This is a genomic window from Janibacter limosus (assembly GCF_004295485.1).
GTDB classification, from domain to species: Bacteria; Actinomycetota; Actinomycetes; order Actinomycetales; family Dermatophilaceae; genus Janibacter; species Janibacter limosus_A.
The window spans coordinates 443425-468224 of the sequence record NZ_CP036164.1 but is presented as its reverse complement, the minus strand read 5'-3'; the positions used below and the strand labels follow the sequence as shown (position 1 = coordinate 468224).

27 protein-coding genes and 1 tRNA gene are annotated in these 24800 nt (G+C 71.1%); 8 read left to right on the top strand and 20 right to left on the bottom strand.

Translation table 11 applies throughout. The features are described 5' to 3' along the window. Positions 1-6 precede the first annotated feature (6 nt). Positions 7-360: a holo-ACP synthase gene (locus EXU32_RS02305; protein WP_130628442.1), complete on the bottom strand. Its 354-nt coding sequence runs from the start codon at positions 358-360 to the stop codon at positions 7-9. 4 nt (positions 361-364) lie between these two features. After that, complete coding sequence (gene glmS, locus EXU32_RS02300; RefSeq protein WP_130628441.1) at positions 365-2224, bottom strand: glutamine--fructose-6-phosphate transaminase (isomerizing); 1860 nt, start codon at positions 2222-2224, stop codon at positions 365-367. A gap of 58 nt (positions 2225-2282) precedes the next feature. Between glmS and coaA the strand changes: the two genes are divergently transcribed. After that, positions 2283-3239: a type I pantothenate kinase gene (gene coaA, locus EXU32_RS02295; protein ID WP_130628440.1), complete on the top strand. Its 957-nt coding sequence runs from the start codon at positions 2283-2285 to the stop codon at positions 3237-3239. 329 nt (positions 3240-3568) lie between these two features. Here coaA and EXU32_RS17100 read toward each other — a convergent pair whose 3' ends face one another. The 3 genes from EXU32_RS17100 to EXU32_RS02275 all read right to left on the bottom strand — a co-directional run bounded on the left by EXU32_RS17100 (position 3569) and on the right by EXU32_RS02275 (position 7045). Then, complete coding sequence (locus EXU32_RS17100) at positions 3569-4363, bottom strand: hypothetical protein (RefSeq protein ID WP_165399545.1); 795 nt, start codon at positions 4361-4363, stop codon at positions 3569-3571. Between the two features lie 204 nt (positions 4364-4567). After that, positions 4568-5938, bottom strand: a complete 1371-nt coding sequence (locus EXU32_RS02280; protein WP_431603058.1) for a PhoH family protein — start codon at positions 5936-5938, stop codon at positions 4568-4570. A 351-nt stretch (positions 5939-6289) separates the two neighbouring features. Continuing rightward, entirely contained in the window at positions 6290-7045 is a 756-nt protein-coding gene (locus EXU32_RS02275; protein WP_130628436.1) for an isoprenyl transferase, read from the bottom strand. A 128-nt stretch (positions 7046-7173) separates the two neighbouring features. On the opposite strand from EXU32_RS02275, the gene trhA reads away from it, so the two are divergent. Further along, on the top strand, positions 7174-7890 hold the full coding sequence (trhA, locus tag EXU32_RS02270) for a PAQR family membrane homeostasis protein TrhA (RefSeq protein ID WP_130628435.1): 717 nt from the start codon (positions 7174-7176) through the stop codon (positions 7888-7890). Here the strand turns inward: trhA and EXU32_RS02265 are convergent. Both EXU32_RS02265 and mca read right to left on the bottom strand, forming a co-directional pair. Further along, positions 7834-8136 carry a hypothetical protein gene (locus EXU32_RS02265; protein ID WP_207233861.1) on the bottom strand — a complete coding sequence of 101 codons (303 nt, stop codon included), beginning with the start codon at positions 8134-8136 and terminating at the stop codon, positions 7834-7836. The genes trhA and EXU32_RS02265 overlap by 57 nt on opposite strands. Continuing rightward, positions 8133-9068, bottom strand: a complete 936-nt coding sequence (mca, locus tag EXU32_RS02260) for a mycothiol conjugate amidase Mca (protein ID WP_130631008.1) — start codon at positions 9066-9068, stop codon at positions 8133-8135. Before mca ends, EXU32_RS02265 begins: the two co-directional genes overlap by 4 nt. 160 nt (positions 9069-9228) lie before the next feature. Here mca and EXU32_RS02255 point away from each other — a divergent pair, with 160 nt between their 5' ends. Together EXU32_RS02255 and greA are read left to right on the top strand one after the other, a co-directional pair. Then, positions 9229-9654, top strand: a complete 426-nt coding sequence (locus tag EXU32_RS02255; RefSeq protein ID WP_165399544.1) for a DUF4307 domain-containing protein — start codon at positions 9229-9231, stop codon at positions 9652-9654. Between the two features lie 170 nt (positions 9655-9824). Beyond that, positions 9825-10319 (top strand): transcription elongation factor GreA, encoded by a 495-nt coding sequence (greA, locus tag EXU32_RS02250; protein ID WP_130628433.1) that lies wholly within the window; start codon positions 9825-9827, stop codon positions 10317-10319. A gap of 53 nt (positions 10320-10372) precedes the next feature. On the opposite strand, the gene EXU32_RS02245 is transcribed toward greA, so the two are convergent. Next, positions 10373-11038 (bottom strand): WXG100 family type VII secretion target, encoded by a 666-nt coding sequence (locus EXU32_RS02245; protein ID WP_130628432.1) that lies wholly within the window; start codon positions 11036-11038, stop codon positions 10373-10375. A gap of 128 nt (positions 11039-11166) precedes the next feature. Between EXU32_RS02245 and msrA the strand changes: the two genes are divergently transcribed. Beyond that, positions 11167-11844, top strand: a complete 678-nt coding sequence (msrA, locus tag EXU32_RS02240) for a peptide-methionine (S)-S-oxide reductase MsrA (RefSeq protein ID WP_242612856.1) — start codon at positions 11167-11169, stop codon at positions 11842-11844. A 35-nt stretch (positions 11845-11879) separates the two neighbouring features. On the opposite strand, the gene EXU32_RS02235 is transcribed toward msrA, so the two are convergent. After that, positions 11880-12350 carry a hypothetical protein gene (locus EXU32_RS02235; protein WP_130628430.1) on the bottom strand — a complete coding sequence of 157 codons (471 nt, stop codon included), beginning with the start codon at positions 12348-12350 and terminating at the stop codon, positions 11880-11882. After that, positions 12347-14359, bottom strand: coding sequence for an NADPH-dependent 2,4-dienoyl-CoA reductase (locus EXU32_RS02230; protein WP_130628429.1), 2013 nt, complete (start codon positions 14357-14359; stop codon positions 12347-12349). The genes EXU32_RS02235 and EXU32_RS02230 overlap by 4 nt, the downstream gene beginning before the upstream one ends. Positions 14360-14488: 129 nt before the next feature. Between EXU32_RS02230 and EXU32_RS02225 the strand changes: the two genes are divergently transcribed. Further along, entirely contained in the window at positions 14489-15484 is a 996-nt protein-coding gene (locus EXU32_RS02225) for an SGNH/GDSL hydrolase family protein (RefSeq protein WP_130628428.1), read from the top strand. A 255-nt stretch (positions 15485-15739) separates the two neighbouring features. Here EXU32_RS02225 and EXU32_RS02220 read toward each other — a convergent pair whose 3' ends face one another. From EXU32_RS02220 to EXU32_RS02205, 4 genes are all read right to left on the bottom strand, one after another. Beyond that, positions 15740-15997, bottom strand: a complete 258-nt coding sequence (locus EXU32_RS02220) for a hypothetical protein (protein ID WP_130628427.1) — start codon at positions 15995-15997, stop codon at positions 15740-15742. Then, positions 15994-16968 (bottom strand): Bax inhibitor-1/YccA family protein, encoded by a 975-nt coding sequence (locus tag EXU32_RS02215; RefSeq protein WP_130628426.1) that lies wholly within the window; start codon positions 16966-16968, stop codon positions 15994-15996. The genes EXU32_RS02220 and EXU32_RS02215 overlap by 4 nt, the downstream gene beginning before the upstream one ends. Before the next feature lie 169 nt (positions 16969-17137). Next, positions 17138-18319: a cystathionine gamma-synthase gene (locus tag EXU32_RS02210; protein ID WP_130628425.1), complete on the bottom strand. Its 1182-nt coding sequence runs from the start codon at positions 18317-18319 to the stop codon at positions 17138-17140. A 2-nt stretch (positions 18320-18321) separates the two neighbouring features. Next, positions 18322-19704, bottom strand: a complete 1383-nt coding sequence (locus EXU32_RS02205) for a cystathionine beta-synthase (RefSeq protein ID WP_130628424.1) — start codon at positions 19702-19704, stop codon at positions 18322-18324. A 165-nt stretch (positions 19705-19869) separates the two neighbouring features. Here EXU32_RS02205 and EXU32_RS02200 point away from each other — a divergent pair, with 165 nt between their 5' ends. Next, positions 19870-20700: a siderophore-interacting protein gene (locus EXU32_RS02200; RefSeq protein ID WP_130628423.1), complete on the top strand. Its 831-nt coding sequence runs from the start codon at positions 19870-19872 to the stop codon at positions 20698-20700. 7 nt (positions 20701-20707) lie between these two features. On the opposite strand, the gene EXU32_RS02195 is transcribed toward EXU32_RS02200, so the two are convergent. After that, positions 20708-21796 carry an MFS transporter gene (locus tag EXU32_RS02195; protein ID WP_165399543.1) on the bottom strand — a complete coding sequence of 363 codons (1089 nt, stop codon included), beginning with the start codon at positions 21794-21796 and terminating at the stop codon, positions 20708-20710. 11 nt (positions 21797-21807) lie between these two features. Further along, the gene (locus EXU32_RS17095) at positions 21808-21972 is read right to left on the bottom strand and encodes a hypothetical protein (RefSeq protein WP_165399542.1); all 165 of its coding nucleotides are present in this window, start codon (positions 21970-21972) and stop codon (positions 21808-21810) included. A gap of 113 nt (positions 21973-22085) precedes the next feature. Here EXU32_RS17095 and EXU32_RS02190 point away from each other — a divergent pair, with 113 nt between their 5' ends. Next, complete coding sequence (locus tag EXU32_RS02190) at positions 22086-22574, top strand: winged helix-turn-helix transcriptional regulator (protein ID WP_130628421.1); 489 nt, start codon at positions 22086-22088, stop codon at positions 22572-22574. Between the two features lie 72 nt (positions 22575-22646). Here the strand turns inward: EXU32_RS02190 and EXU32_RS02185 are convergent. The 4 genes from EXU32_RS02185 to EXU32_RS02170 all read right to left on the bottom strand — a co-directional run bounded on the left by EXU32_RS02185 (position 22647) and on the right by EXU32_RS02170 (position 24793). Beyond that, positions 22647-22721, bottom strand: a tRNA-Leu gene (locus EXU32_RS02185). 7 nt (positions 22722-22728) lie between these two features. Then, positions 22729-23724, bottom strand: a complete 996-nt coding sequence (locus tag EXU32_RS02180; protein WP_130628420.1) for a Ppx/GppA phosphatase family protein — start codon at positions 23722-23724, stop codon at positions 22729-22731. Further along, positions 23721-24257 carry a DUF501 domain-containing protein gene (locus EXU32_RS02175; RefSeq protein ID WP_130628419.1) on the bottom strand — a complete coding sequence of 179 codons (537 nt, stop codon included), beginning with the start codon at positions 24255-24257 and terminating at the stop codon, positions 23721-23723. The genes EXU32_RS02180 and EXU32_RS02175 overlap by 4 nt, the downstream gene beginning before the upstream one ends. Then, a complete protein-coding gene (locus EXU32_RS02170; RefSeq protein WP_130628418.1) occupies positions 24254-24793 on the bottom strand; it encodes an FtsB family cell division protein in 540 nt (179 codons plus the stop codon). Before EXU32_RS02170 ends, EXU32_RS02175 begins: the two co-directional genes overlap by 4 nt. Positions 24794-24800: the final 7 nt, after the last annotated feature.

The following is a 24800-nucleotide window of genomic DNA, read 5'->3' as shown; positions in this document are numbered from 1 at the left end:
GGAGGGTCAGGCGGACTCGGCGACGACGAAGGCCGTCGCGATACCGCCGTCGTGGCTGAGCGAGATGTGCATACGGGCCACGCCCATCGCCTCCGCGCGGGCCGCGACGGTCCCGGAGATGACCAGGACCGGCTCGCCGTGCTCGCCGTTGGTCACCTCGACGCCCTGCCACGGCAGGTCGCCCGGGGTGCGCAGCGCCTTGCCCACGGCCTCCTTGGCCGCGAACCGCGCCGCGAGCGAGTGCAGCGGCAGGCCGCGCTCGCTCTGCGTGAAGACCCGGTCGCGCAGGGCCGGGGTGCGGTCGAGCCGCTCCCCCAGCCGGGCGATGTCGACGACATCGATGCCGACTCCGACGATCATCGGATCACTCGACGGTGACGGACTTGGCGAGGTTGCGCGGCTGGTCGACGTCCAGGCCCTTGGCCGTCGACAGGTGCAGGGCGAAGACCTGCAGCGGCACCACGGTCAGGAGCGGCTGCAGCAGCGGCGACGTGTGCGGCACGCGGATGACCTCGTCGGCGAAGGGGGTGACCTCCTCGTCGCCCTCCTGCGCGATGACGAGGGTGCGGGCACCGCGAGCGCGGATCTCCTGGATGTTGGAGACGACCTTCTTGTGCAGGTCGTTGGGGGTGTCGGGCCCGGGCACGACGACGAAGACCGGCTGGCCGGGCTCGATGAGGGCGATCGGGCCGTGCTTGAGCTCGCCGGCGGCGAAGCCCTCGGCGTGGATGTAGGCGAGCTCCTTGAGCTTCAGGGCGCCCTCCATCGCGATGGGGTAGCCGACGTGGCGGCCCAGGAAGAGCACGGCGCGCGTGTCGGCCATGAAGCGGGCGATCTCCTTGACCCGGTCCATCTCGCCGAGCAGGGACTCGATCTTGGCCGGCACCTCGTGCAGCTCGGCCATGACGGCCTTGGCGTCGTCTGCGTAGGTCTCGCCACGCAGCTGCGCGAGGTAGAGACCGAGCACGTAGCAGGCGGTGATCTGCGCGAGGAAGGCCTTGGTCGAGGCCACCGCGATCTCCGGACCGGCGTGGGTGTAGAGCACTGCGTCGGACTCGCGCGGGATGGTCGCGCCATGGGTGTTGCACACCGAGACGGTCAGGGCGCCGAGCGAGCGGGCGTGGCGCACGGCCATCGCGGTGTCGGCGGTCTCACCGGACTGGCTGATCGACACGACCAGAGTGCGGTCGTCGACGATCGGGTCGCAGTAGCGGAACTCGTGGGCGAGCGCGACCTCGACGGGGATCCGCGTCCAGTGCTCGATCGCGTACTTGGCGACCATGCCGGCGTAGGCGGCGGTACCGCAGGCCACGATGGTGATCCGGTCGATGTTCTTCAGCTGCGCCTCGTCGATGCGCAGCTCGTCGAGGACGAGCCGGCCGTCGGCGTCGGTGCGACCGAGGAGGGTGTCGCCGACCGCGTGCGGCTGGTCGTTGATCTCCTTCTCCATGAAGGTGTCGTAGCCGCCCTTCTCCGCAGCAGCGGCATCCCAGGTGACCTCGTAGGGCTTGCCCTCGGCAGGCGTGCCGTCGAAGTTCATCACCGAGTGGCCCGTCGGGGTGATCGTGACGATCTGGTCCTGGTCGAGCTCGACGGCGTGCTTGGTGTAGCCGATGAAGGCAGCGACGTCGGAGCCGAGGAAGTTCTCGCCCTCGCCCAGGCCGATGACCAACGGGCTGTTGCGGCGGGCGGCCACGACGACGTCCGGCTGGTCGGCGTGCACCGCGAGGAGGGTGAAGGCACCCTCGAGGCGGTTGACGACCGCGCGCATCGCCTCGGCGAGGTCACCGGTCTCGGCGAAGGCCGCAGCCAGCAGCTGGGCCGCCACCTCGGTGTCGGTCTCGGAGGTGAAGGTCACGCCCTGCGCCAGCAGCTCCTGCTTGAGCTGGTGGAAGTTCTCGACGATCCCGTTGTGGACGACGGCGAGCTTGCCGTCGGATCCACCGCGGTGAGGGTGCGCGTTCTCGTCGGTCGGGCCACCGTGCGTGGCCCAGCGGGTGTGCCCGATACCGGTCGCGGCCGAGGGGACCTGCTCTCCCTCGAGGGCCGCCCGGAGGTTCTCCAGCTTGCCCGCTCGCTTCTCGGTGAAGACCTCGTCACCGGCGACGAGCGCGATGCCCGCGGAGTCGTACCCGCGGTACTCGAGGCGCGCAAGGCCCTCCATGACAACGTCCAGGGGACGGGTGCCCGTGTCGGGCCCGACGTATCCAACGATTCCGCACATGAGCGACAGGCTATCCGCCGCGACACCGTCCGCCGAAAAGGTGGGACACAATGGGCGCGTGTCCACCGCCGCCACGACGAGTCTCCCGTCCCCCTTCGTCGAGCTGGACCGGCAGGCGTGGGCGCACCTGAGGGAGAACCACCCCCTCAACCTCGACGAGAGCGACCTGGTCAGGCTGCGTGGCCTGAGCGACCCGATCGACCTCGAGGAGGTGCAGGAGGTCTACCTGCCGCTGTCCCGGCTGCTGACCTTCTACGTCTCGGGCACGACGCGGCTGCACCGCATCACCTCGACCTTCCTCGGGGAGCGCCCGCCCAAGTCCCCCTTCGTCATCGGTGTCGCCGGGTCGGTGGCGGTCGGCAAGTCGACGACCGCCCGGATCCTGCGCGAGCTCATGCAGCGTTGGCCCGACACCCCCAAGGTCGACCTGGTCACGACCGACGGGTTCCTGCTGCCCAATGCCGAGCTCGAGCGGCGAGGACTGCTGCAGCGCAAGGGGTTCCCCGAGTCCTACGACCGGAGGGCGCTGCTGCGCTTCATGTCGGCGGTCAAGGCCGGCCAGCCCGAGGTCACCGCCCCCGTCTACTCGCACCTGACCTACGACATCGTCCCGGACGAGCGGATCGTCGTGCGCCAGCCCGATGTGCTCATCGTCGAGGGGCTCAACGTCCTGCAGCCTCCCGGCTCGCGCAGCGATGGCCGCACCGGGCTGGCGGTCAGCGACTTCTTCGACTTCTCCGTCTACGTCGACGCCAACCTCCAGGACATCCGCCGCTGGTACGTCGACCGCTTCCTGCGCCTGCGCAAGACCGCCTTCGCCGACCCCCAGTCCTACTTCCACCGCTACGCCGGCCTCACCGACGAGCAGGCCGAGGCCCGCGCGCTGCACATCTTCGAGACGATCAACGAGCCCAACCTCCTCGACAACGTCCTGCCGACCCGTGGCCGCGCCACCCTCGTGCTGACGAAGGGAGCCGACCACCAGGTCCGCCGGATCCGTCTGCGCAAGCTCTGACCCGCGCCGGCCCAGGAGGTGGGCAGCCGCAGGAGGTGGGCCGAGAAGGCGGGCTGCGCAGGAGGTGGGTCGAGAAGGCGGGCTGAAGGTGATGACGGCGCACATCAAGCCGAAGTCCGACAAGACACCGTGACCTCATCGACGAACGAAGGGACTTCGGCGGGCGCCGTCGTCACCTTCAGCCCGCCGGACGCCGCCGGACGCCGGAACGCACCCTTCGAGACGCTCGCTGCGCGAGCTCCTCAGGGAGCGGTGGGGAGCGCCACTGCGCGAGCTCCTCAGGGAATCGTGAGGCGCGAGCTCCTCACGGAGCGGTGGGGAGGTGAGGCTCAGTACCAGTGCGGGTTGTTGCTGTCCCAGAAGGACTTGGCGCCGCACGGGGTGCCGTAGGAGGCCTTGATGTAGTCCATGCCCCACTGCATCTGGGTGACCGGGTTGGTCTTCCAGTCGGGGCCGGCCGTGGCCATCTTGCTCGCGGGGAGGGACTGCGGGATGCCGTAGGCGCCGGAGGAGCTGTTGGTCGCGTCCCAGCGCCAGTCGCTCTCGCCGATCCACAGGCTCATGAGGCAGGACCACTCGCCCTCGCCCCAGCCGTACTCGCCCAGCAGCTGCTTGCCGTAGGGGGCGGGGTCGGCCTGGATCTGCTTGATCTCGGCGTCGGTGAACTGGCGCTCCGAGATCGGCTTGGCCTTCTCTGCAGCGCGCTTCTTCTTGGCAGCGGCCTTCTTCTTCGCTGCCGCGGCCTTCTCGGCGGCTGCCTTCTTGGCGGCCGCCTTCTTCTGGCGCTCGGCGACGGCGAGGCGGTCCTGCTCACGCGAGGCGCTGCGCGAGACATTGCTCTCGCGGCGGTCCTGCGCCAGGCGGGCGGTGTCGGCCTGGGTGGCGTCGGCGAGGGCCGCGTCGGTGGACGGCGACGGCACGCTCACGGCGGCGACTCCGGTGGAGTCGGACGGCTCACCGATGGCGACGCTCGCGCCGACGGAGCCGAGCATGGCGACGGCCAGGGCCCCGCCCACGACGGGTCGACGGACGGCGGCGCGCAGCGCGGCGCGCTTGCTGGTGGTGGCGGACGTCGTGGCGTGCGCAGCGGTGCCGTGTCTGGGCGTGTAGTTCGACGAACGCACGACGCCAGCTCCTTCCATGGGACAGCCACTCACGAGGAGTGGCTGTCGGTGTGCCGGACGCGATCGAGGGGGAACGCCCGGCCGTTATCTGTTCGAGACCTTAACGGACCTCCCCTCGAGCACGCAAAGCAGGGTGTGGACAATCACGCCACGACGAAGGGGGGAGGTCCGCATCGTGCGGACCTCCCCCCTTCGGTCCGTGGCTCAGACGTCCAGGCCCTCCAGCAGGTCGGTGACGAGCGCGGCGATGGGGCTGCGCTCGCTGCGGGTGAGGGTGACGTGGGCGAAGAGGGGGTGGCCCTTGAGGGTCTCGATGACCGCGGCGACCCCGTCGTGCCGACCCACCCGCAGGTTGTCGCGCTGGGCCACGTCGTGGGTGAGGACGATCTTGGAGTTCTGCCCGATGCGCGACATGACGGTCAGCAGCACATTGCGCTCCAGGCTCTGCGCCTCGTCGACGATGACGAAGGAGTCATGGAGGCTGCGTCCGCGGATGTGGGTCAGGGGGAGCACCTCGAGCATGTCGCGGTCGAGGATCTCCTCGACGACCTCCGTGGAGACCACCGCACCGAGCGTGTCGTGCACCGCCTGCGCCCACGGCCCCATCTTCTCGGACTCGCTGCCGGGCAGGTAGCCGAGCTCCTGCCCGCCGACGGCGTAGAGAGGGCGGAAGACGACGACCTTGCGGTGCTGGCGGCGCTCCATCACGGCCTCGAGTCCGGCGCACATCGCCAAGGCGCTCTTGCCCGTGCCGGCCCGGCCCCCGAGGCTGACGATGCCCACGTCGGGGTCGAGGAGCAGGTCCAGGGCGATCCGCTGCTCGGCCGAGCGGCCGTGCAGGCCGAAGGCATCGCGGTCCCCGCGCACGAGACGCACCTGCTTGTCGGCGCCGACCCGGCCGAGGGCGTTGCCTCGCTCCGAGATGATCTTCAGCCCGGTGTGGCAGGGCATGTCGGCAGCGGTGAGGTTCTCCACCCGTCCGGTCTCGTAGAGGTGGTCGACCTCCTCGCCGCTCAGCTCCAGCTCGGCCATGCCGGTCCAGCCGGAGTCGGACGGCCGCTGCTCGTGCCGGAACTCCTGCGCGTCGATGCCGACCGCCGACGCCTTGACCCGCATCGGCAGGTCCTTGGAGACGACCGTGACGTCGGCCCCCTCGAGGGAGAGGTTCTTGGCGACGGCCAGGATGCGGGAGTCGTTGTCCCCCAGCTGGAACCCCGACGGCAGCGAGCGCGGGTCCGTGTGGTTGAGCTCGATGCGCACCGTCCCCCCGTCGTCACCGACGGGCACAGGGGCATCGAGGCGGCCGGCTGCGATCCGCAGGTCGTCGAGGTGACGCAGCGCGGTGCGGGCGAAGTACCCCAGCTCCGGGTGGTGGCGCTTGCCCTCGAGCTCGGTCACGACGACGACCGGCAGGACGACCTCGTGCTCCTTGAAGCGCAGCATCGCGCGCGGGTCGGACAGCAGCACCGAGGTGTCCAGGACATAGGTGCGGGGGCCTTCGTCCTGCGGCGGGAGGTCCACAGGGTCGGGCACGCCGTCGGTCTGCGAGCCGGTGAGGGTGACGGTCTGGGTCATCAGGTCGTCCACGTCGATCTCCTCCACGGGCGCCGCGCCGGCAGGCGCGTGCGCGCCTACTGTCGGTGCTGGTGCCGGGACCGGGCCGTCGGCAGGAGCCGGGGCCGGGTCCGGCCCCTTCTCGTGAGCGTGAGCTCCATGCTGAGGGCCTCCCGGACGTCCTGCGGTGTGCAGTCCGTCACGGTCAACGTAGGACCCGGCGACGGCGAGTCAGCTCACATCGGGGGCGTGTCGGCCCGACCGTGGAGATGTTCACGCTCTCGCAACCCACACCCGTCACACCAGCCACGCCATCCCCCTTCGTCGCTCTCACCGCGCACGTCCTTGAGGTCGTGCGGGGCGAAGGGAGGGTCAGGAGCCGAAGCGGCGGTGCCGGTCGGCGTAGGCGCGCAGCGCGCGCAGGAAGTCGACCCGGCGGAACTCGGGCCAGTACACCTCGCAGAAGTAGTACTCGCTGTGCGCCGACTGCCACAGGAGGAAGCCGGAGAGGCGCTGCTCCCCCGAGGTGCGGATCACCAGGTCGGGGTCGGGCTGGCCCTTGGTGTAGAGGTGGCCGCTGATGTCCTCGACGGTCAGCTCCTGCGCGACCTCCTCGAGGCTCGCCCCCTCGGCGGCTCGGGTGCGCAGGAGGGAGCGCACGGCGTCGGCGATCTCCTGACGACCGCCGTACCCGACCGCGACGTTGACGATGAGCCCGTCGACCCCCGCCGTCTCCTCCTCGGCCCGCCGCAGGGCGGCCGCGGTCTGGACGGGGAGCATGTCGAGCGCACCCGCCGCGTGCAGCCGCCACCGCCCCGCGGAGGCGAGGTCGGAGATCAGCCCCTCGATGATCCGCAGCAGGAGGTCCAGCTCCTGGGGCGGCCGGGTCAGGTTGTCGGTCGAGAGCAGCCAGAGCGTGACGACCTCGACACCGGCGTCCTCGCACCACTCGAGGAAGCTGCCCACATTGGCCGCGCCGGCGCGGTGACCGTCGTCGGCGTTGCCCCCGCGGGCCTTGGCGAAGCGGCGGTTGCCATCGACGATCATCCCCACGTGTCGCGGCACCGAGTGGGGGTCGAGCTGGCGGACGAGCCGACGCTCGTAGGCGGTGTAGAGCGGGTTGCGCACTCGCGGGTGTCCCTTCGGGCGAGGTCAGTGCGCCCAACTTACCGTCGGGCGCCACGTGCCTCGGGGCAGGGCACCGACGTGCTCCACGACATGGCCAACCTACGGGTGCGTAGGTTACCGTCGACGTCATGGAGTCCCCGCGAGGAGAGATGAAGGAGCTGGCCAACGAGGTCGGCGAGCACGTCGACGCCTTCGTCGACGCGGTCAAGCCCCACCTGCGCGGCTGGCTGCACCTCGCGATGGCCCCGCTGGCTCTCATCGGCGGGCTGATCCTGACCTCCACGGCACCGACGCAGAACGGCCGGATCGCGGCGATGATCTTCACGATCACCGCCGGACTGCTCTTCGGCACCTCTGCCGTCTACCACCGCGGCAAGTGGGGCGGTCGGATGGCGGGGGCCCTGCGGCGCTGGGACCACGCCAACATCTTCCTCATCATCGCCGGGAGCTACACCCCCTTCGCGCTGATGCTGCCGCGCAGGCAGGCGGTCACGCTGCTCGTCATCGTCTGGACCGGCGCGATCCTCGGGGTCCTCTTCCGCGTGCTGTGGATCGGCGCCCCGCGCTGGCTCTACGTGCCGGTCTACGTCGCGCTCGGCTTCGTCGCCGTCTTCTACATCAAGCCGCTGCTGACCCACGGCGGGTGGACCATCCTCGCCTTCGTCATCGCTGGCGGGGCGCTCTACACCGCCGGCGCGATCGTCTACGGCTTCAAGCGGCCCAACCCGTCACCGCGGTGGTTCGGCTTCCACGAGATCTTCCACGCGCTGACGATCCTGGCCTTCATCTCACACTTCGTCGCTGCGACCCTGGCCCTCTTCGGGCCCATCGCCCAGTCCGCCTGACGCCACGGGATCCTCCGACCCGGGTTCGTCCGACCCCGACGCTCGTGGCACGTCCATCTCCCGGGCCCGATCGGCCATCTCATCCCGCGCCCGCTCCTCCTCGCGCTTGCGCTCCTGCTCGACGAGGTTCATCCGGCGCAGCCGCACGAACATGTTGCGCATGAGGAACCACAGGACCAGGGCCAGGACGAAGAAGGCGACGAAGCCCCACAGACCGGGGCTGACCTCACTGCTGGGTGTGTTCACGTCCACTCCTTGACGGTCGGCTCGGCCCGGCGGTCCAGGATCGGCTCGGCCCCACCCAGACGCTGGGCCAGGGCGTCGGCCTCGGCGAGGCGTGACGGGATCCCCGCGAAGAGGTCGTCCTCGCGCTCCTGGGTCGGCACATGGCTGACGGCGAGCTCGTACTCCTCGGTCGGCCAGAGGTCGGCCTGGACGTCGTTGGGCAGGGCGAAGAAGAAACCGGCAGGGTCGATCTGGGTGGCGTGCGCGCGCAGGGCGTTGTCGCGCGCCTCGAAGTGGTCCGAGCACGGCACCCACGTGGTGAGGTGACGCTGCGGTCGGCTGCCCGCGCGCTCCATCCACGACTCGAAGGGAGAGTCCGCACCATGGGCGACGAGCGCCTCGTGGAAGGTGCGGATCCGGTCGATGCTGAACCCACCGATGTAGTAGAGCTTGAGCGGTTGCCACGGCTCGCCCGCGTGGGGGTAGGCCTCGGGGTCGCCGGCCGCCTCGAAGGCCGCCTCGGAGATCCGGTTGGTCATCACGTGGTCCGGGTGCGGATAGCCGCCGTTCTCGTCATAGGTCGTGACGACGTGCGGACGGAAGCGGCGGATCTCGCGCACGAGGGCCTCGGTGGCCACCTCGAGGGGCTCGAGGTAGAAGCACCCGGCCGGCAGGGGCGGCAGCGGGTCCCCCTCGGGGAGGCCGGAGTCGACGAAGCCCAGCCACGTGTGCTGCACCCCGAGGAAGGCGGCCGCCTTGGCCATCTCCTCGCGGCGCACCTCCACGATGTCGCGCAGGATGTGTGGGTCGTCCTTGAGGCCGGGGTTGAGCACGTCCCCGCGCTCACCGCCGGTGCAGGTCACGACGAGGACCTCCGCGCCCTCGTCGACGTAGCGGGCAGACGTCGCCGCGCCCTTGCTCGACTCGTCGTCGGGGTGCGCATGGACGGCCATGAGCCTGAGTGCTTCCACTGCTGGGTCCTCCCGGGGAGGGTGTGCCGCACGGCCCGGTGTGCCGCCGCGGTCTGGTGTCACGGACAATGAGGTCCATCCTCTCACCGCCCGCCGGGGTCCTCGACGACGGCCGGTCCACCCCAACCCCACAGGAGCAGCCATGACGTCCGGTGCCCCACACATCGAGCCCGACTGGGACCCGGCGCGCGAGGAGGCGGAGGCCGAGGCCCGTCCCGACCGCGGTCGGCTCCTGTGGTGGGTCTTGGGCAGCGCCTTCGTCGTCGTCGCGATGGCCATGACGATCTGGTACGGCGTGTCGGCGACGCGGGGCGCGGTGACGAGCACCGACATCGGCTTCGAGCGCAACGGGGACCTCGAGATCGTCATGATCTTCGACCTCACCCGCCCCACCGGCACGGCGGTGACGTGCACCGTGACCGCGATGGACGGCAGCTACGCACGAGTGGGCACCAAGAGGCAGACCGTGCCGGCGAGCGAGGAGGCCACCACACGGGTTCGCGCCGCCGTGCGCACCACCACGACGGCCGTGACCGCCACGGTGGCTGACTGCGCTGCAGTGGACTGACACCTGCACCTGGGGCGTCGGCGCGTTACACTGGTCCTTTACCGCAACCGTGGGTCTGGACCGCTGGGTCCAGACCTTTGTGCATCACCCGACACACCGGGTGCACCACGGTTCACCGTCTGTGGGGGATCGATTCGCGGTCCCGCACGACCTGAAGCAAGGAGTTCCCCGTGACCCAGACAGCGTCCAACGCGTCGTACCTGACCCAGGAGGCCTTCGACCGGCTTCAGGCCGAGTTGCGCGAGCTCTCTGGCCCGGGTCGCGTCGAGATCGCCAAGCGCATCGAGGCCGCCCGCGAGGAGGGCGACCTGAAGGAGAACGGCGGCTACCACGCCGCCAAGGAGGAGCAGGGCAAGATGGAGGCCCGCATCCGCCAGCTCAAGCAGATCCTCCAGGACGCCGTCGTCGGCGAGGCCCCGCCGGACGATGGTGTCGTCGAGCCCGGCATGGTCGTGACCGTCGAGATGTTCGACGAGGAGGAGACCTTCCTCCTCGGCTCGCGCGAGATCGCCGACGGCAGCGACACGATCCAGGTGTACTCGGAGCAGTCGCCCCTCGGCGGCGGCATCAACGGCAAGAAGGTCGGCGAGACCGCCACCTACGAGGCGCCCAACGGCAAGATCATCGAGGTCAAGATCCTCTCGGCGAAGCCCTACACCCCCTGAGACTCGCTCGACACAAGGGCGGTCACGACCACTGGTCGTGACCGCCCTTCGCGTTACTCGCCGCTGAGCTCGGTGATCACCGGGTCGAAGGCCACGCTGGTCTCGCCCGCGGCCCTGGTCGTGGTGGTCAGGTGCGCACCCTCGCCGGTCGGCACCTGCTCCGCGGCCCACGGGAGGGACCGCTCGAGCGCCGGGCCCTCCGCCGCGGCCAGCGGCACGTCCTCGGCCCCCGTCAGGGTCGGGAGCACGGGCACCATGAGCGAGGCGAAGGGGGGCCCCGCCACCGGGGGGTGCGGCTCGGGTCGACCCGGTAGCGGGCGGTCCAGGTCGTCGCGTCGTCCGGCCCAGTCCCAGGTGGCCTCCTCGTGTCGGGCCGGCACCACCCGCTCGAAGGCCGCTCCCCCACCGCCGCCACCAGCGTGGCTGCCGCCCTGCCCCGAGGACAGGCCGGAGGTGCGCCGCTGCGCGTCCGACTCCTCGAGGAGCGCCCGGCTGTGGGCCCGCACCGCGCCCTGGGCCGCGTCGATGCCGCGGTGTGCGGCGCGCCACTTGCTGACGAAGTCCTCGAAGTCGGGACCCTCCCACGTCACCCGCAAGGTCTCCAGCAGACGCGATCCACGCTCGCCGACGTCGCCGATCCGCTCACCCTGACGCCACAGCCGGACGGCGATGTCGTCGAGCTGCTCGACGTCCGCGCCGTGACTGATGTGCTGGGGCATGTCCCGTCCTTCTCCGTGGTCTCGTCCACAGCCTAGGTACGCCTGGCCACCTCCCACGATGGGGAGGACTCCCCCCTTCGCCGTGGGGCTGAGAGACTGGAGTCATGTTTGGTCGCCAGCTGCCCCCCATGCCCACCGCCGAGACCGCCCTTCCCGGTCGTGACCAGCGCCCCTTCGCCCTACCGGAGCGACACGCGGTGCTCGACACACCTCTCGAGGGCCCGTGGCCCGAGGGCACCGAGGTCATGTACATCGCGATGGGCTGCTTCTGGGGTGCCGAGCGGATCTTCTGGCAGCTGCCGGGCGTCGTGACGACGGCCGCGGGCTACATGGGCGGCTTCACGCCCAACCCGACCTACGAGGAGACCTGCAGCGGCCGGACGGGACACACCGAGAGCGTGCTCGTGGCCTACGACCCGCAGCAGACGCGCCCGGAGCTGCTGCTGAAGTCCTTCTGGGAGAACCACGACCCGACGACGCCCAACCGTCAGGGCAACGACACGGGCACGCAGTACCGCTCGGCGATCTACTGGACGAGCGAGGCGCAGCGCGCCGCCGTCGAGGCCACTGCCGCCAGCTTCGGAGAGGAGCTGACCCGGCACCAGCTGCCGCCGATCGCCACGGAGATGCGCCCGGCCGACGAGGTCGGGCAGTTCTGGTACGCCGAGGACTACCACCAGCAGTACCTGCACAAGAACCCCGGCGGGTACTGCAACCACGGTCCCAACGGCCTGACCTGCCAGGTCGGCATCCTGCGGCAGGACCAGGTCCCGGCGCAGCAGGACGTGGCCCCGCCGAGCGCCTGAGCGCGGTCACCTCACGGCGATGACCGCGCCCGAGGTCACTGGCCCCTGGCGGATATGACGAGCACGTCGGAGTCGTCGACGAGCCAGGCGTCGACCTGCCACATCTGCGGACCGGTGAGCGCCACCTTGCGGTAGCTCTCGCCGTCGACCTCCTCCGCGACCGCCTGGACGAGGTCGGGGCCTGCGGGACCTGCGTCGGACGAGGTGGAGCGAAGGGTGGTGGCCACCTGCGGCTCCAGCGCCACGACCGCATCGATCCAGTACGTCGACGGGCCGGGCGCGGCACGGGAGTCCCCGAGGGTGCCCGACTCCCACGTGGCCGACGTGGGCTGCCCGATCGCGGGGAATCGCTTGGTCAACGGGTCCAGATCCGTGCGCAAACCGCGCTCGTCGACGTTCTTCACCGGGCCATCTCCTCCGTCGTCGCTGCCCGACGGGACGAGCGAGCACCCCGACAGCAGGGCCAGGGCGAGGGCCAGCAGACCGGCGAGGTGGCGCAGGCTCACAGCGTGGCCGCGAGCTCGGTGCCCTGCCTGATCGCCCGCTTGGCGTCGAGCTCGGCCGCGACGTCGGCGCCACCGATGACGTGGACGGTGACCCCCTTGGCCTCGAGCGGCTCGACGAGGTCACGCACCGACTCCTGCCCGGTGCACACCACGACGTTGTCGACGGGGAGTGTCCTGGGCTTGCCGTCGACGGTGATGTGCAGACCCTCGTCATCGATCCGCTCGTAGGAGGCGCCGGTGATCTGGTGGACGCCCTTGGCCTTGATCGCGGCGCGGTGGACCCAGCCGGTGGTCTTGCCCAGACCGGCCCCGATCTTGCTCTCCTTGCGCTGCACGAGGTACACGGTGCGCGGCGACGGGGCGGGGTGCGCCTCCTTGAGCCCGCCACGCTCGGCCGAGCCGGGGTCGACCCCCCACTCGTCCTGCCACTCCTTGATGTCCAGGGTCGGCGACTCGACCGTCGTCAGCAGCTCGGTGACGTCGACGCCGATCCCGCCCGCACCGATCACGGCGACCCGCTCCCCCACCTCGCGGGTCCCGAGGACGGCCTGTGGGTAGGTGATGACCATCGGGTGGTCGATGCCCTCGATGTCGGGCACGCGCGGGGTCACCCCGGTCGCGAGGACGACCTCGTCGAAGCCGGCGAGGTCGTCGACCCCGACCCGGGTGCCCAGGTGCAGGCGGACTCCACGACGGTCGAGCTCACCGCGGTAGTAGCGGACCGTCTCGGCGAACTCCTCCTTGCCCGGGATGCGCATCGCGAGCGCGAACTGCCCGCCGATGTCGTCGCCGGCCTCGAAGAGCTCGACCTCGTGGCCGCGCTCCCCCGCGGAGACGGCGGCGGAGAGCCCGGCAGGTCCGGCCCCGACGACGGCGACCCGCTTGCGCCGCGTGGTGGGCGACAGGACGAGCTGGGTCTCGTGACCGGCACGCGGGTTGACCAGGCAGGAGGCCACCTTGCGCTGGAAGGTGTGGTCCAGGCAGGCCTGGTTGCAGGCGATGCAGGTGTTGATCCGATCGCTCTGCCCGGCCGCTGCCTTGGTCGCCCACTGCGGGTCGGCCAGCCACGGCCGCGCCATCTGCACGAGGTCGGCCTGTCCCCCGGCCAGGACCTGCTCGGCCTGGTCGGGCATGTTGATCCGGTTGCTCGTCACCACGGGGATGCTCACGTGCGGGCGCAGCCGCTCGGCGACCTCGGTGAAGGCCATCCGCGGCACCGAGGTGACGATCGTCGGGACGCGGGCCTCGTGCCACCCGATACCCGTGGACAGGATCGTCGCGCCGGCGGCCTCGATCTCCGTGGCCAGCGCGAGGATCTCCTCCCAGGTCTGGCCCCCCTCGACGAGATCGAGGACCGACAGCCGGTAGACGACGATGAAGTCCTCCCCGACGGCGGCCCGCACCGCACGCACGATCTCGGTCGCGATGCGCCGACGGTTGGCAGGAGTGCCACCCCACCCGTCGGTGCGCGTGTTGGTCCTCGGCGCGAGGAACTGGTTGATGAAGTAGCCCTCGGAGCCCATCACCTCGACACCGTCGTAGCCCGCGGAGCGAGCCAGCTCGGCGGCCCGGGCGAAGGCACGGATCTGGCGGCGGACTCCCTTCTCGCTCAACCCCCGAGCGGCGAAGGGGGTGATCGGCGACTTCCCGCTGGCGGCCGAGACGGAGTACGGGTGGTAGGCGTAGCGCCCCGCGTGCAGGATCTGGAGGGCGATCTTGCCCCCTTCGCGGTGGACCGCGTCGGTGACCTGCTGGTGGTGGCGGGCCTCGCGGCGGGTCGTCAGCTTGGAGGCGAAGGGGTAGAAGCTCCCCTCGATGTTGGGCGCGAAGCCACCGGTGACGATCAGGCCGGCGCCCCCCTTCGCCCGCTCGGCGTAGAAGGCCGCCAGCCGCTCGAAGTTGCTCGACCGGTCCTCCAACCCGGTGTGCATCGACCCCATGATCGTGCGGTTGCGCAGGGTGGTGAACCCCAGGTCGAGTGGCGTGAAGAGGTGCGGGTACTCGGTCATCATCGTCCTCGGTCGGGCAGCAACGTCTCGCGCCGACCGTACCCACACGGGGGTGCGATCGAGCGCTCGTTGGCATTGTCCCGCAGGGATGACAAGGTTGGGCGACAGCAGGCCGACACGAGGAGAGCCATGGCAGAGCTGGGACGCGCGCTGGGACGTGCCGCGCTGGGTGCCGCGGGCACCGCAGCCGCGGGCGCGACCCTCGCCGGGCTGGGCTACGGGCTCATCCAGGCGGAGGCCAAGATCACCCGGCGCATCGTGGGCAACCCCTTCGACGGAGCGCCCGACGACGACGGCGTCTACGGTGCCGCCCCCGGCAACCCCGTGCAGCTCCTCGTCCTCGGGGACTCCACGGCTGCCGGTATGGGCGCGGACAACCGCTACCAGACGATCGGGGCGATCCTGTCGACCGGGCTCGCCGCGATCATGGGGCGACCCGTCGAGCTGACCAACGAGGCAGTCGTGGGCGCCGAGTCCTCGGACCTGAGTGCCCAGCTGTCACGGGCCCTCGCCCGCGTCGACAGCCCGGACGTCGCGGTCATCCTCGTCGGCGCCAACGACGTCACCCACCGGATCGACCGGGCGATCTCGGTGCAGCACCTGCAGCGGACCGTGCGCTACCTGCGCACCCTCGACATCCCCGTCGTCGTCGGCACCTGCCCCGACCTCGGCACGGTCGAGCCGGTGCCCTTCCCCCTCAACAGGCTGCTGCGGCAGTGGAGCCGAGAGCTCGCCACCGCCCAGACGGTCGCTGCCGTCGAGGCCGGGGCACGCACCGTGTCCCTGGCCGACTTGCTCGGGCCCGAGTTCGCCGCCAGCCCCACGGTGATGTTCAGCCAGGACCGCTTCCACCCCTCACCTGCCGGCTATGCCCGGGTCGCGTCCGCGCTGCTGCCATCGGTCGCCGCCGAGGTCGACGCCTGGCCCGAGGGCGCGGAGAAGGACACCGAGCCCGAGGCCCACCGGGGCGAGGGCATCGGCGCGCTGGACGACGCGGCCGAGCGGGCCGCGGCCTCCCCCGGCACCGAGGTGGGGCCAGCCGAGGTCAGCGGCCGCCGCGCCGGGCCCCGAGGCCCCTGGGCGATGCTGCGCCGGCGGGGCGAGCACGAGGTCACCGACCTCTGAGCGTCCAGCACCTCCCCACGCCCCCGCTCGGTGGAGGTAAACGCGCGGACGATTCACCCGCGCGCACGCCTCCACCCGCGCCCCACCCGCGCCAGGGCGATTGGAGGTAAACGCGCGGACGATTCGCCGGCGCGCATACCTCCACCCGCGCCGGCACCAGGGCGGTTGGAGGTAAACGCACGGATGATTCGTCGGCGCGCATACCTCCACTCGCGCCGACATCCGCCCGCGCGCGCGGGGCGGCGAGCCGGTCCCTCAGGACCAGCTGAGGCGCAGCTCGGCGAGCCGCTGCGCGAGGTGCGGGGGGCTCCCTTCGCCCCGGCAGATGTCGAAGACGACCACCCGCAGCTGATCCATCGCGACCCCGGGGCCGAGATCCGGGAGGGGCTCACCCGCCAGATCGGCGCACAGCGCGAGGACCCCGGGAAGCGCGTCGGCCGCGCGGTCCAGCGGCAGCTGCTGCCACCTGCGGACCGCGCGGCCGAGCTCCGTCGCGATGTCGTCCGGGATCAATCCGAGCGGAGCCGGGCCAGCAGGCGCAGCAGCTCGAGGTAGAGCCACACGAGGGTGACCAGCAGACCGATGGCCAGGTGCCACCCATAGCTGACCGGAGCGCTCGTCCGGATCGCGGTGTCGATCGCGTCGAAGTCGAGTGCAAGGGTGACCGCCGCGAGGCCGGTGCCGAAGACGGAGATGGCGATGCCCAACCAGCCGGTGCCGCCGAAGCCGAAGGGCGAGCCGTCGAAGAACATCATGTAGCCGAGGTTGATCAGGGAGAAGACGAAGTAGCCGACGATCATCATGCTGACGATCGCGCGGAACTTCGCCGTCACCTTGATGACACCGGTGCGGTAGAGGACGAGCATCGCGCCGAAGACGCACAGGGTGGCCAGGATCGCCTGGGTGACGATCGACTCGAAGACGCTCGTTCCGGGCGCGTCGTAGATCGCGTGGTAGAACCCGCTGATCGGGCCCACCAAGGCACCCTCGAGGACCGCGTAGAGGACGGCGACGACGGCGCCCACCGGCTTGCGACGGAACATCATGAACAGGCTCATGCCGATGGTGCCGACGAGGCCGACCATCAGCATGATGCTGCCGAGTGCCGGGACCATGGCCGAGAGTCCCCAGCCGACCGCGGCGACCGCGAGCATCACGGCGAAGAGCGCACCGGTGCGCATCAGGACGTCGTCGAGGGTGATCGCGCGACCACCACCACCGTCGCCACCGAGGCCGCCGACGGGACCGGGCTGGCCGTAGCCGGGCTGCGGCTGCTGGCCGTACCCGGCCGGCGCCTGGCCGTAGGGCTGCTGACCGTAGCCGCCAGGTGCCTGACCGTAGCCGCCCTGCTGAGGCGCGTAGCCCTGCTGGCCGTACCCCGCCTGGGGCTGGCTGTAGCCCTGCTGGGGGGCGCCGGTGTCGCGGAAACCCGCGTAACCACGCTGCGCGTCCTTCTGGACCCGGTCGAGGATCGGGTTGCTCATGTCTGCTCCTGGTGAGGGGCTGGCGCGGCCAGGTCGCCGCCGACTGTCACCAGACTAAGCGCTCGGGGGACGCTCGGTGTTCCCGCCATCCACAGACGTCGACCGGCCCCGCACCACCAGAGGCGGTACGGGGCCGGTCGACGTGCCCGGTCAGCGAGCGGGAGGAGCCTCAGGCCAGCCCGTCGAGCGCCTGCTCGAGGTCGGCGAGGATGTCCGAGCAGTCCTCGATACCGACGGACAGACGCACCAGGTCGTCGGGGACCTCGAGCATCGAGCCGGCGGTCGACGCGTGGGTCATCGCCCCCGGGTGCTCGATGAGCGACTCGATCCCGCCGAGGGACTCGGCGAGGGTGAAGACCTCGGTGCGGGCGCACAGCTGCTGGGCGGCCTCGCGCCCACCGGCCAGGCGGACCGAGATCATCCCGCCGAAGCGCGACATCTGCCGGGCAGCGACCTCGTGGCCGGGGTGCTCCGGCAGACCCGGGTAGAGCACGGTGGTGATCTCCGGCCGGGCGGACAGCAGGTCGACGACGGCCTCCGCGTTGTCGCAGTGACGGTCCATGCGCACGCCGAGGGTCTTGATCCCCCGCATGGTCAGGTACGCGTCGAAGGGCCCGGGCACGCCGCCCGACCCGTTCTGCAGGAAGGCGACCTGGGCGTCGATCTCCTCGTCGTCGGTCACGAGGAGACCACCGACGACGTCGCTGTGGCCACCGAGGTACTTGGTGCTCGAGTGGACCACGACGTCGGCGCCCAGCGTCAGCGGCTGCTGCAGGTAGGGGCTGGCGAAGGTGTTGTCCACGACCAGGCGGGCCCCGGCGCCGCGCGCCACCTCGGCGACCGCGCTGATGTCACCGATGTTGAGCAGCGGGTTGGTCGGCGTCTCGAGCCAGACGAGCTTGGTGGTGGGCCGGATCGCCGCACGGATCGCGTCGACGTCACCGACGGGCGCGGGCGTGTGCTCGATCCCCCACTCGGCGAAGACCTTGTCGATGAGGCGGAAGGTGCCCCCGTAGGCGTCGTCGGGGATGACCATGTGGTCCCCGGGACGAAGGGAGGCCCTCAGGATCGCGTCCGTCGCCGCCATGCCGGAGGCGAAGGCACGACCGTAGGTGCCCGACTCGATCGAGGCCGCGTTGGCCTCGAGTGCCCGACGGGTCGGGTTACCGGTGCGGGCGTACTCGAAGCCGCTGCGCATGCCGCCCACGCCGTCCTGCGCGAAGGTCGAGCTCGCGTAGATCGGCACGTTGACCGCGCCGGTCAGCGGGTCCGGCTCGTAGCCCGCGTGAATGGCGCGGGTGGAAAATCCTTGGCTCGAGCGGGCGTCCGCCGCGCTCTTGTGCTCTCCCATGGTCAGCCCTTCGCTCGGTTGGACAGGTGGCCCAGCAGGTCCTGCCGGGTGATGACGCCCAGCGGCTTGCCGCCCTCGACGACGAGCAGCGCGTCGGCGTGCTCGAGCGCCTCGGTGGCCGCGCCGACGGGCTCGACGGCACCGATCTGCGGCAGCTTGGCACCCATGTGCGCGCTCACCGGGTCGGCGAGGGAGGCGTGCCCCTCGAAGACCGCGGTGAGCAGGTCACGCTCGTTGACCGCTCCCGCGACCTCGCCGATGACGACTGGGGGCTCGGCCCCGACGACGGGCATCTGCGAGACGCCGTACTCACGCAGGATGTCGATGGCCTCGCGGATGGTCTCGTTGGGGTGGGTGTGCACCAGCGCGGGCAGCTCGCCGCCCTTGCCGCGCAGCACGTCGCCGACGCTGGAGTCGCTCCCTTCGTCCCCGGGGAGGAAGCCGTAGGACGCCATCCACTCGTCGTCGAAGATCTTGCCCAGGTAGCCGCGGCCGCCGTCGGGCAGGAGGACGACGATCTTGGCGTCGGGTCCCTCGCGCTCGGCGATCTGGAGCGCGGCGACCACGGCCATGCCGCTGGAGCCACCGACGAGCAGGCCCTCCTCGCGGGCGAGCCGGCGGGTCATGGCGAAGGCCTCGGCGTCGTTGACGGCGATGACCTCGTCAGGCACCGACGGGTCGTAGGCACCGGGCCACATGTCCTCGCCGACGCCCTCGACGAGGTAGGGGCGGCCGGTCCCACCGGAGTACACCGAGCCCTCGGGGTCGGCGCCGATGACCTTGACCCGACCCTGCGAGACCTCCTTGAGGTAGCGGCCGGTGCCGGTGATCGTGCCACCGGTCCCGATCCCCGCGACGAGGTGGGTGATCTCACCGTCGGTCTGCTCCCAGATCTCCGGACCGGTGCTCTCGTAGTGCGCCTGAGGGCCGTTGAGGTTGAAGAACTGGTTGGGCTTCCACGCCCCGTCGATCTCCTGCGTGAGGCGGTCGCTCACCGAGTAGTAGCTGTCCGGGTGGTCGGGGGCGACGGACGTCGGCACGATCTGCACCTCGGCGCCGTAGGCACGCAGCACGTCGATCTTGTCCTTGCCCACCTTGTCGGGGCAGACGAAGATGCAGCGGTAGCCGCGCTCCTGGGCGACGAGGGCCAGGCCCACGCCGGTGTTGCCGGAGGTCGGCTCGACGATGGTGCCACCCGGCCGGAGCTCACCGGAGGCCTCCGCGGCGTCGATGAGCTTGCGGGCGATCCGGTCCTTGACGCTGCCGCCGGGGTTGAGGTACTCGACCTTGGCCGCGACGAGGCCGGCCTCTGCGGGGGCGACGGAGGAGAGCTTGACCAGCGGCGTGTTGCCGATCAGGTCGGTGATGTGGTCTGCGATCTGCATGCTCAGCATCGTGGCACGGACCACCCGGCGGGTGACACCGGGCCCCGGTTGCCGGCTCGGCGACGGGGCCGGCGGTCGACCCACACGAAGGTAAGGGTATCCTTTGTTGAGCCAACAACTTTCCGCTGGCACGTCGCCGTCGGACCTCGAGTGATCGGATCCCCCATGCCTCCCTCCCCCAGGGCCCCACGGCCGCAGCGGGTGCTCACCGTCGAGTCCACGCAGCGACTCGGTCCGCACCTCGTGCGGCTCGTCCTCACGGGCGAGTCCCTCGCGGACTTCGGGGCGCAGGAGTCCACGGACGCCTACGTCAAGCTGCTCTTCGTCGACCCCGACCTCGGGCTGGAGCCTCCCTTCGACCTCGCGGCGCTGCGCGAGAGCCTGCCCGGCGACGAGCAGCCCGTGACCCGCACGTACACGGTCCGGGCGATCGACCGGGCCGCGCTGCGCCTGACCCTGGACGTCGTGGCCCATGGCGATGTCGGGTACGCCGGACCGTGGGCCCAGCAGGCGAAGGGGGGCGATGTCGCCGTCGTCATGGGGCCCGGTGGCGGCTACGCACCGCGGCCCGACGTCGGCTGGCACCTCTTCGCGGGCGATCTGTCGGCGCTGCCGGCCATCGCCGCATCGCTCGAGGCGCTGCCGACCGAGGCGAAGGGGGTCGCGCTGATCGAGGTCGAGCTCGAGGAGGACATCATCGAGCTCGAGGCGCCGGACGGTGTCCGGGTCAGCTGGCTCGTCAACCCCGACATCACCGACGTCGACTTCCTCGCCCGGGCCGTCGACGCGGTGGCCTGGCCGCAGGAGCTGGCGGCGGAGTCCGTGCAGGTCTTCGCCCATGGTGAGCGCGAGTCGATCAAGTGCGTGCGCGCCGCCCTCAAGCGGCGCGAGGTGCCCCGCGCGGCCATCTCGATCTCGGGGTACTGGGCGCGCGGTCGGACCGAGGACGCCTTCCAGGCGGAGAAGAAGACGCCGATCGGCAAGATCGAGGACTGAGTCCGGCTCACCCGCCGGTCGGCTGCCCCTGCTGGGGCGCCATCTGCGTGCTCCGCGCCGGGGCGGGGTGGACGAGGAGGAGGACGACCGTGGCCAGGCACAGGACACCCAGCCCCACGGCCCCCGCGCCGACGGCCAGCCCGAGCGTCCCGGAGGTCGCGAGCGCACCGACGCCGAGCGCCGTCACGGCCTGGAGGGTGTACGCGATCAGGTAGAGCAGCGAGAGGATCGCGCCCCGGTGATGCTGCGGGGCGAGCTGGTTGATCAGGCCCAGACCTCCGGTGAAGGCCAGCGAGTAGGCGATCCCGCCGACGACGCACCAGGCCAGGAAGAGGGGCAGCGACCGGACCGTGCTGGCTGCCGCCATGAGCGCCAGGCTGAGCAGCGTCAGGGCGGTGCCCGACCACACGAGGGTGCGGGCGGGCACCTTGGCGAGGAAGAGCCCGGTGCCGCCGATGAAGAAGGCCGACATGGCCAGGAGCGCACCGACCACGGCGGTGTTGTCGGTGCTGGTGAACTGGCCGATCATGTGCGCGCCGAGGGAGAGGAAGATCGCGCCCACGCTGTACGCCAGGGCGACCGACAGCGTCGCGATCGCGAAGCCGATGCGGATCCCCGCCGGCACGAAGGGGGTCTGGGGCCGCCATCCGGCCCGCACGGCCGGGCGGTCGTCAGGTGAGGCGAGCAGAGCCATGATGGACGCGGCCGAGAGTGCGAGCAGGACGACGTAACTCCACACCAGGGGCAGCGGCAGGTACTCGGCGAAGATCCCGCTGACCAGGAGCGCGAGGGTCAGGCCGGCGGCCGTCGCGACCGTCGCCACGGTGCTGGCGAAGCGCGGGTTGCCGGTGGTGTTGTTCTCGACGAGCGAGGCCGTCGCCGCACCCATCGCGAGGCCTGCTCCGGCGCCCTGCAGCATGCGCCCGACGAAGAGATAGCCGACGTTGGGCGCGACGGCGAAGACGAGTGCGGAGGCACCGATCAGCGCGACGCCCACGAGCATGACCTGTCGGCGCCCGATCAGGTCGGACAGGTTGCCGAAGAGCGGTAGCACGACCATCAGCGCGAGCTGGTAGGTCGCGAAGACCGATGTCACGACGACCGGCGTCAGGCCCACCGCGCGGCGTAGATGGGGTACAGGACGCTCGGCGCTCCCGAGGACCACAGCGCGAGGGCGAGCACGGAGGCTGCGGCCCAGAAGGTCGTCGACCGGTGCCTTGGCGTGATGGCGTCCGTGGTGGCGATGAGCGTGCTCGATGCAGGGTGCGTCATGCCGGGAGCTCCTGGAGGCGTCGGACGATCAAGTGCTAGGTTGGTTATACCAACACAGATGTCATGGCCTTGTCCATGTCTCGTCCACGCCGAGGTCAGGGAGGATGACCGGTATGCCTCGACAGTCCCCGACGCTCGCCCGGGCCCTGGACGACCCGTGCTCCATCATCCGCAGCCTCGGGGTGCTCAGTGACTCCTGGAGCTTCTTGATCATCCGCGAGGCACTCCTCGGCACCCGGACCTTCGGACAGCTCCGCGAGCGCCTGGGCATCGCGTCCGACGTCCTCACTGCCCGGCTGAGCATGCTCGTGGAGCAGGGGGTCCTCGACAAGGTGCCCTACCGAGAGCCCGGCCAGCGCACCCGCGACGCCTACGACCTCACACCTGCAGGTGAGGACCTGAAGACCGTCATGGTCGCCCTGCAGCAGTGGGGCGTGGCGCATGTCCCCCGAGAGCAGGGACCACGATTCCTCCCCGTCACCACCGACGCGGCAGAGCCCGTCCGCGCCTGCTTGGTCGACGCCCGGGGCAGGATCGTCTCCGATGCGGACGTCGCCTTCGTCCGCCGCGACGCCCGCCCGACCCCTGACCTGCCCGCCTGAAGGATCCCCGGACAGCTGTCGGGTACGTGGAGCGATCCTGCCTCCGGCCGTGACGGCGCCGAAACCATCAAGTGCCCCCGGCGGGACTCGAACCCGCACCGGTCGCCATTTTAAGTGGCGCGTCTCTGCCAGTTGGACTACAGGGGCGTGACGCTCAGTCCGTCGCGGACTCGTCCTCCACCACAGCAGGATGCACGATCGACAGTGCGATGCCGTCGAGGATGTCCCGCTCGGAGACCGTCACGACGAGGTCGGGGCCGTTGGCACCGCGCGTGCGCTCGAGGATCTCCCACCAGATGAGCGCGCCGGCGCCGATGACGTCGACCCGCCCCGGGTGCATGAAGGGTTGGGCCGCCCGCTCGGCACGCGTGCTGAGGATCAGCCGCTCGCACGCGGTCATCATCTCGTCGATGGAGATGCGCGCCAGGTGGATGGCGGAGGGGTCGTACGAGTCGAGCTGGAGGGCGAGGGCCGCCACCGTGGTGACCGACCCGGCCAGACCGACGACCGTCGTGACCCCACCGAGGCCGACCTGGGCCTCTGCCTCGTCCAGTGCCTCGGCGATGTCGAAGCGCGCGGCGTCGATCACCTCCTGGGTGGGCGGGTCCGTGCGGTGGTGCCGCTCGGTGAGCCGCACCGAACCGATGTCGAGGGAGGTGCCGGCGACGACCTCGTGGGTACCCCGGGCGAGCTCCGTCGAGCCACCGCCGATGTCGGCCACGAGGTAGGGCCCCTCGAACCCGGCTGCGAGCAGCCCGCCCGTCGCGCCGGTGAAGCTGAGCGCGGCCTCCTCGGAGCCGGGGACGACCTCGGGGACGACGTCGAGCTCACCGAAGGCCTCGCGCACGCCGGCGATGAACTCGTCGGCGTTGCTGGCGTCCCGCGAGGCCGATGTCGCGACGAAGCGGACATTGCCGGGTGGCACCGCGTGGTGGCGGCACTGCTCCGCGTACTCGCGGCACATGTCCAGGGTCCGGGCGAGCGCCTCGGGCGCCAGGTATCCCGTCGTGTCCACGCCCTGCCCCAGTCGCACCACCTCGCTGCGGCGCACGACGTCGACGATCGGCGTCGTCTCGGAGGCGGTCTCGTCGATGTCCGCGACGAGCAGACGGATCGAGTTGGTCCCGCAGTCGACGGCAGCGACTCTCATCGCTCGCTCCCTTCGTCCGTGCTGACGCACGGGCTGGCGCACCACCACTGGGGCAGCAGGTCGAGGGCCTCGTCGCCGAGCGGGTTGACCCCGGGGCCGGCGGCCAGCGAGTGCGCGACGAGGACGTGCAGGCACTTGACGCGGGTGGGCATGCCGCCCGCGGAGATGCCGTCGATCTCGGGGACGTCGCCGAGCTCGGCACGCCGGGCCAGGTAGTCGTCGTGGGCCGCGCGGTAGCGGGCGGCCAGGTCCTCGTCCTCGAGCAGTCGCTGCGACATCTGCGCCATCAGCCCGCTGGTCTCCAGGGTGGAGATCGCCCCGGTCAGTCGCGGGCAGGTCGCGTAGAAGGTCGTGGGGAAGGGTGTGCCGCCGGGCAGCCGTGGCTCCGTGCGCAGGACGGTGGGCCCGCCGCACGGGCACCGGTGGGCCACGTCGACCGTCGCCCGGGCCGGTCGGCCGAGCTGTCGGTGCACGATCTCCAGGTCCACGGGGTCGACCCGGTCAAGGTCGTTGCCCCACTCGTCGCGAGTCACCGCGCCGAGGCGGGGTCGTCGGCGGACTCCACGGAGGAGGAGATCTGCTCGTACCACGGCTGGGTGGATGGTGCCGTCACCGCTCCGGTCTGAGGGTCGACCGACGGGCCGTCCCCGTCCGGGTCGATCACGGTGTAGGACCGCTCCCCCGGCATGACGAACTTCAGCCGCTTGCGGGCCTGGGCCTCGACGTACTCGTCGGTCCCCCACAGGTCGCGCTCGCGCGAGAGGGTGTCGACATTGGCCTCCTGCGCCGAGACCTGCTGGCGCAGGTCGGCGAGCCGCTGACGCTGGTCGTACCAGGACTTGCCGGTCGGCAGGAGCATGACGGCCAGCAGCAGACCGAGCGACCCGAGCACCACCCAGCGACGGGTCGTCATGACGGCCCGCCCCTGCTGGGCCCGTCGGGCCGCGGCCCCGGTCCGAGGTCGTGGGGTGCGCGTCCCTGCCCGTCCCGCGGGGCGGGTCGTGCGGGCTCGCCGCGTCGCGCCCTGCCCGCTGGAGCGGGTGGGGCGACGACGCGGCGTACCGGCCATGACGGGG

Bases quoted from the DNA above. Each gene is read 5' to 3' on its own strand.
- EXU32_RS02230 (WP_130628429.1), bottom strand. From the start codon at position 14,359: ATGACCGAGTACCCGCACCTCTTCACGCCACTCGACCTGGGGTTCACC.
- trhA (WP_130628435.1), top strand. From the start codon at position 7,174: ATGGAGTCCCCGCGAGGAGAGATGAAGGAGCTGGCCAACGAGGTCGGC.
- EXU32_RS02200 (WP_130628423.1), top strand. From the start codon at position 19,870: ATGCCTCCCTCCCCCAGGGCCCCACGGCCGCAGCGGGTGCTCACCGTC.
- EXU32_RS02305 (WP_130628442.1), bottom strand. From the start codon at position 360: ATGATCGTCGGAGTCGGCATCGATGTCGTCGACATCGCCCGGCTGGGG.
- EXU32_RS17095 (WP_165399542.1), bottom strand. From the start codon at position 21,972: ATGACGCACCCTGCATCGAGCACGCTCATCGCCACCACGGACGCCATC.
- msrA (WP_242612856.1), top strand. From the start codon at position 11,167: ATGCCCACCGCCGAGACCGCCCTTCCCGGTCGTGACCAGCGCCCCTTC.
- EXU32_RS02190 (WP_130628421.1), top strand. From the start codon at position 22,086: ATGCCTCGACAGTCCCCGACGCTCGCCCGGGCCCTGGACGACCCGTGC.
- EXU32_RS02245 (WP_130628432.1), bottom strand. From the start codon at position 11,038: ATGCCCCAGCACATCAGTCACGGCGCGGACGTCGAGCAGCTCGACGAC.
- EXU32_RS02215 (WP_130628426.1), bottom strand. From the start codon at position 16,968: ATGAGCAACCCGATCCTCGACCGGGTCCAGAAGGACGCGCAGCGTGGT.
- glmS (WP_130628441.1), bottom strand. From the start codon at position 2,224: ATGTGCGGAATCGTTGGATACGTCGGGCCCGACACGGGCACCCGTCCC.
- mca (WP_130631008.1), bottom strand. From the start codon at position 9,068: ATGGCCGTCCATGCGCACCCCGACGACGAGTCGAGCAAGGGCGCGGCG.
- EXU32_RS02255 (WP_165399544.1), top strand. From the start codon at position 9,229: ATGACGTCCGGTGCCCCACACATCGAGCCCGACTGGGACCCGGCGCGC.
- EXU32_RS02170 (WP_130628418.1), bottom strand. From the start codon at position 24,793: ATGGCCGGTACGCCGCGTCGTCGCCCCACCCGCTCCAGCGGGCAGGGC.
- EXU32_RS02180 (WP_130628420.1), bottom strand. From the start codon at position 23,724: ATGAGAGTCGCTGCCGTCGACTGCGGGACCAACTCGATCCGTCTGCTC.
- EXU32_RS02205 (WP_130628424.1), bottom strand. From the start codon at position 19,704: ATGCAGATCGCAGACCACATCACCGACCTGATCGGCAACACGCCGCTG.
- EXU32_RS02280 (WP_431603058.1), bottom strand. From the start codon at position 5,938: ATGACCCAGACCGTCACCCTCACCGGCTCGCAGACCGACGGCGTGCCC.
- EXU32_RS02225 (WP_130628428.1), top strand. From the start codon at position 14,489: ATGGCAGAGCTGGGACGCGCGCTGGGACGTGCCGCGCTGGGTGCCGCG.
- EXU32_RS02210 (WP_130628425.1), bottom strand. From the start codon at position 18,319: ATGGGAGAGCACAAGAGCGCGGCGGACGCCCGCTCGAGCCAAGGATTT.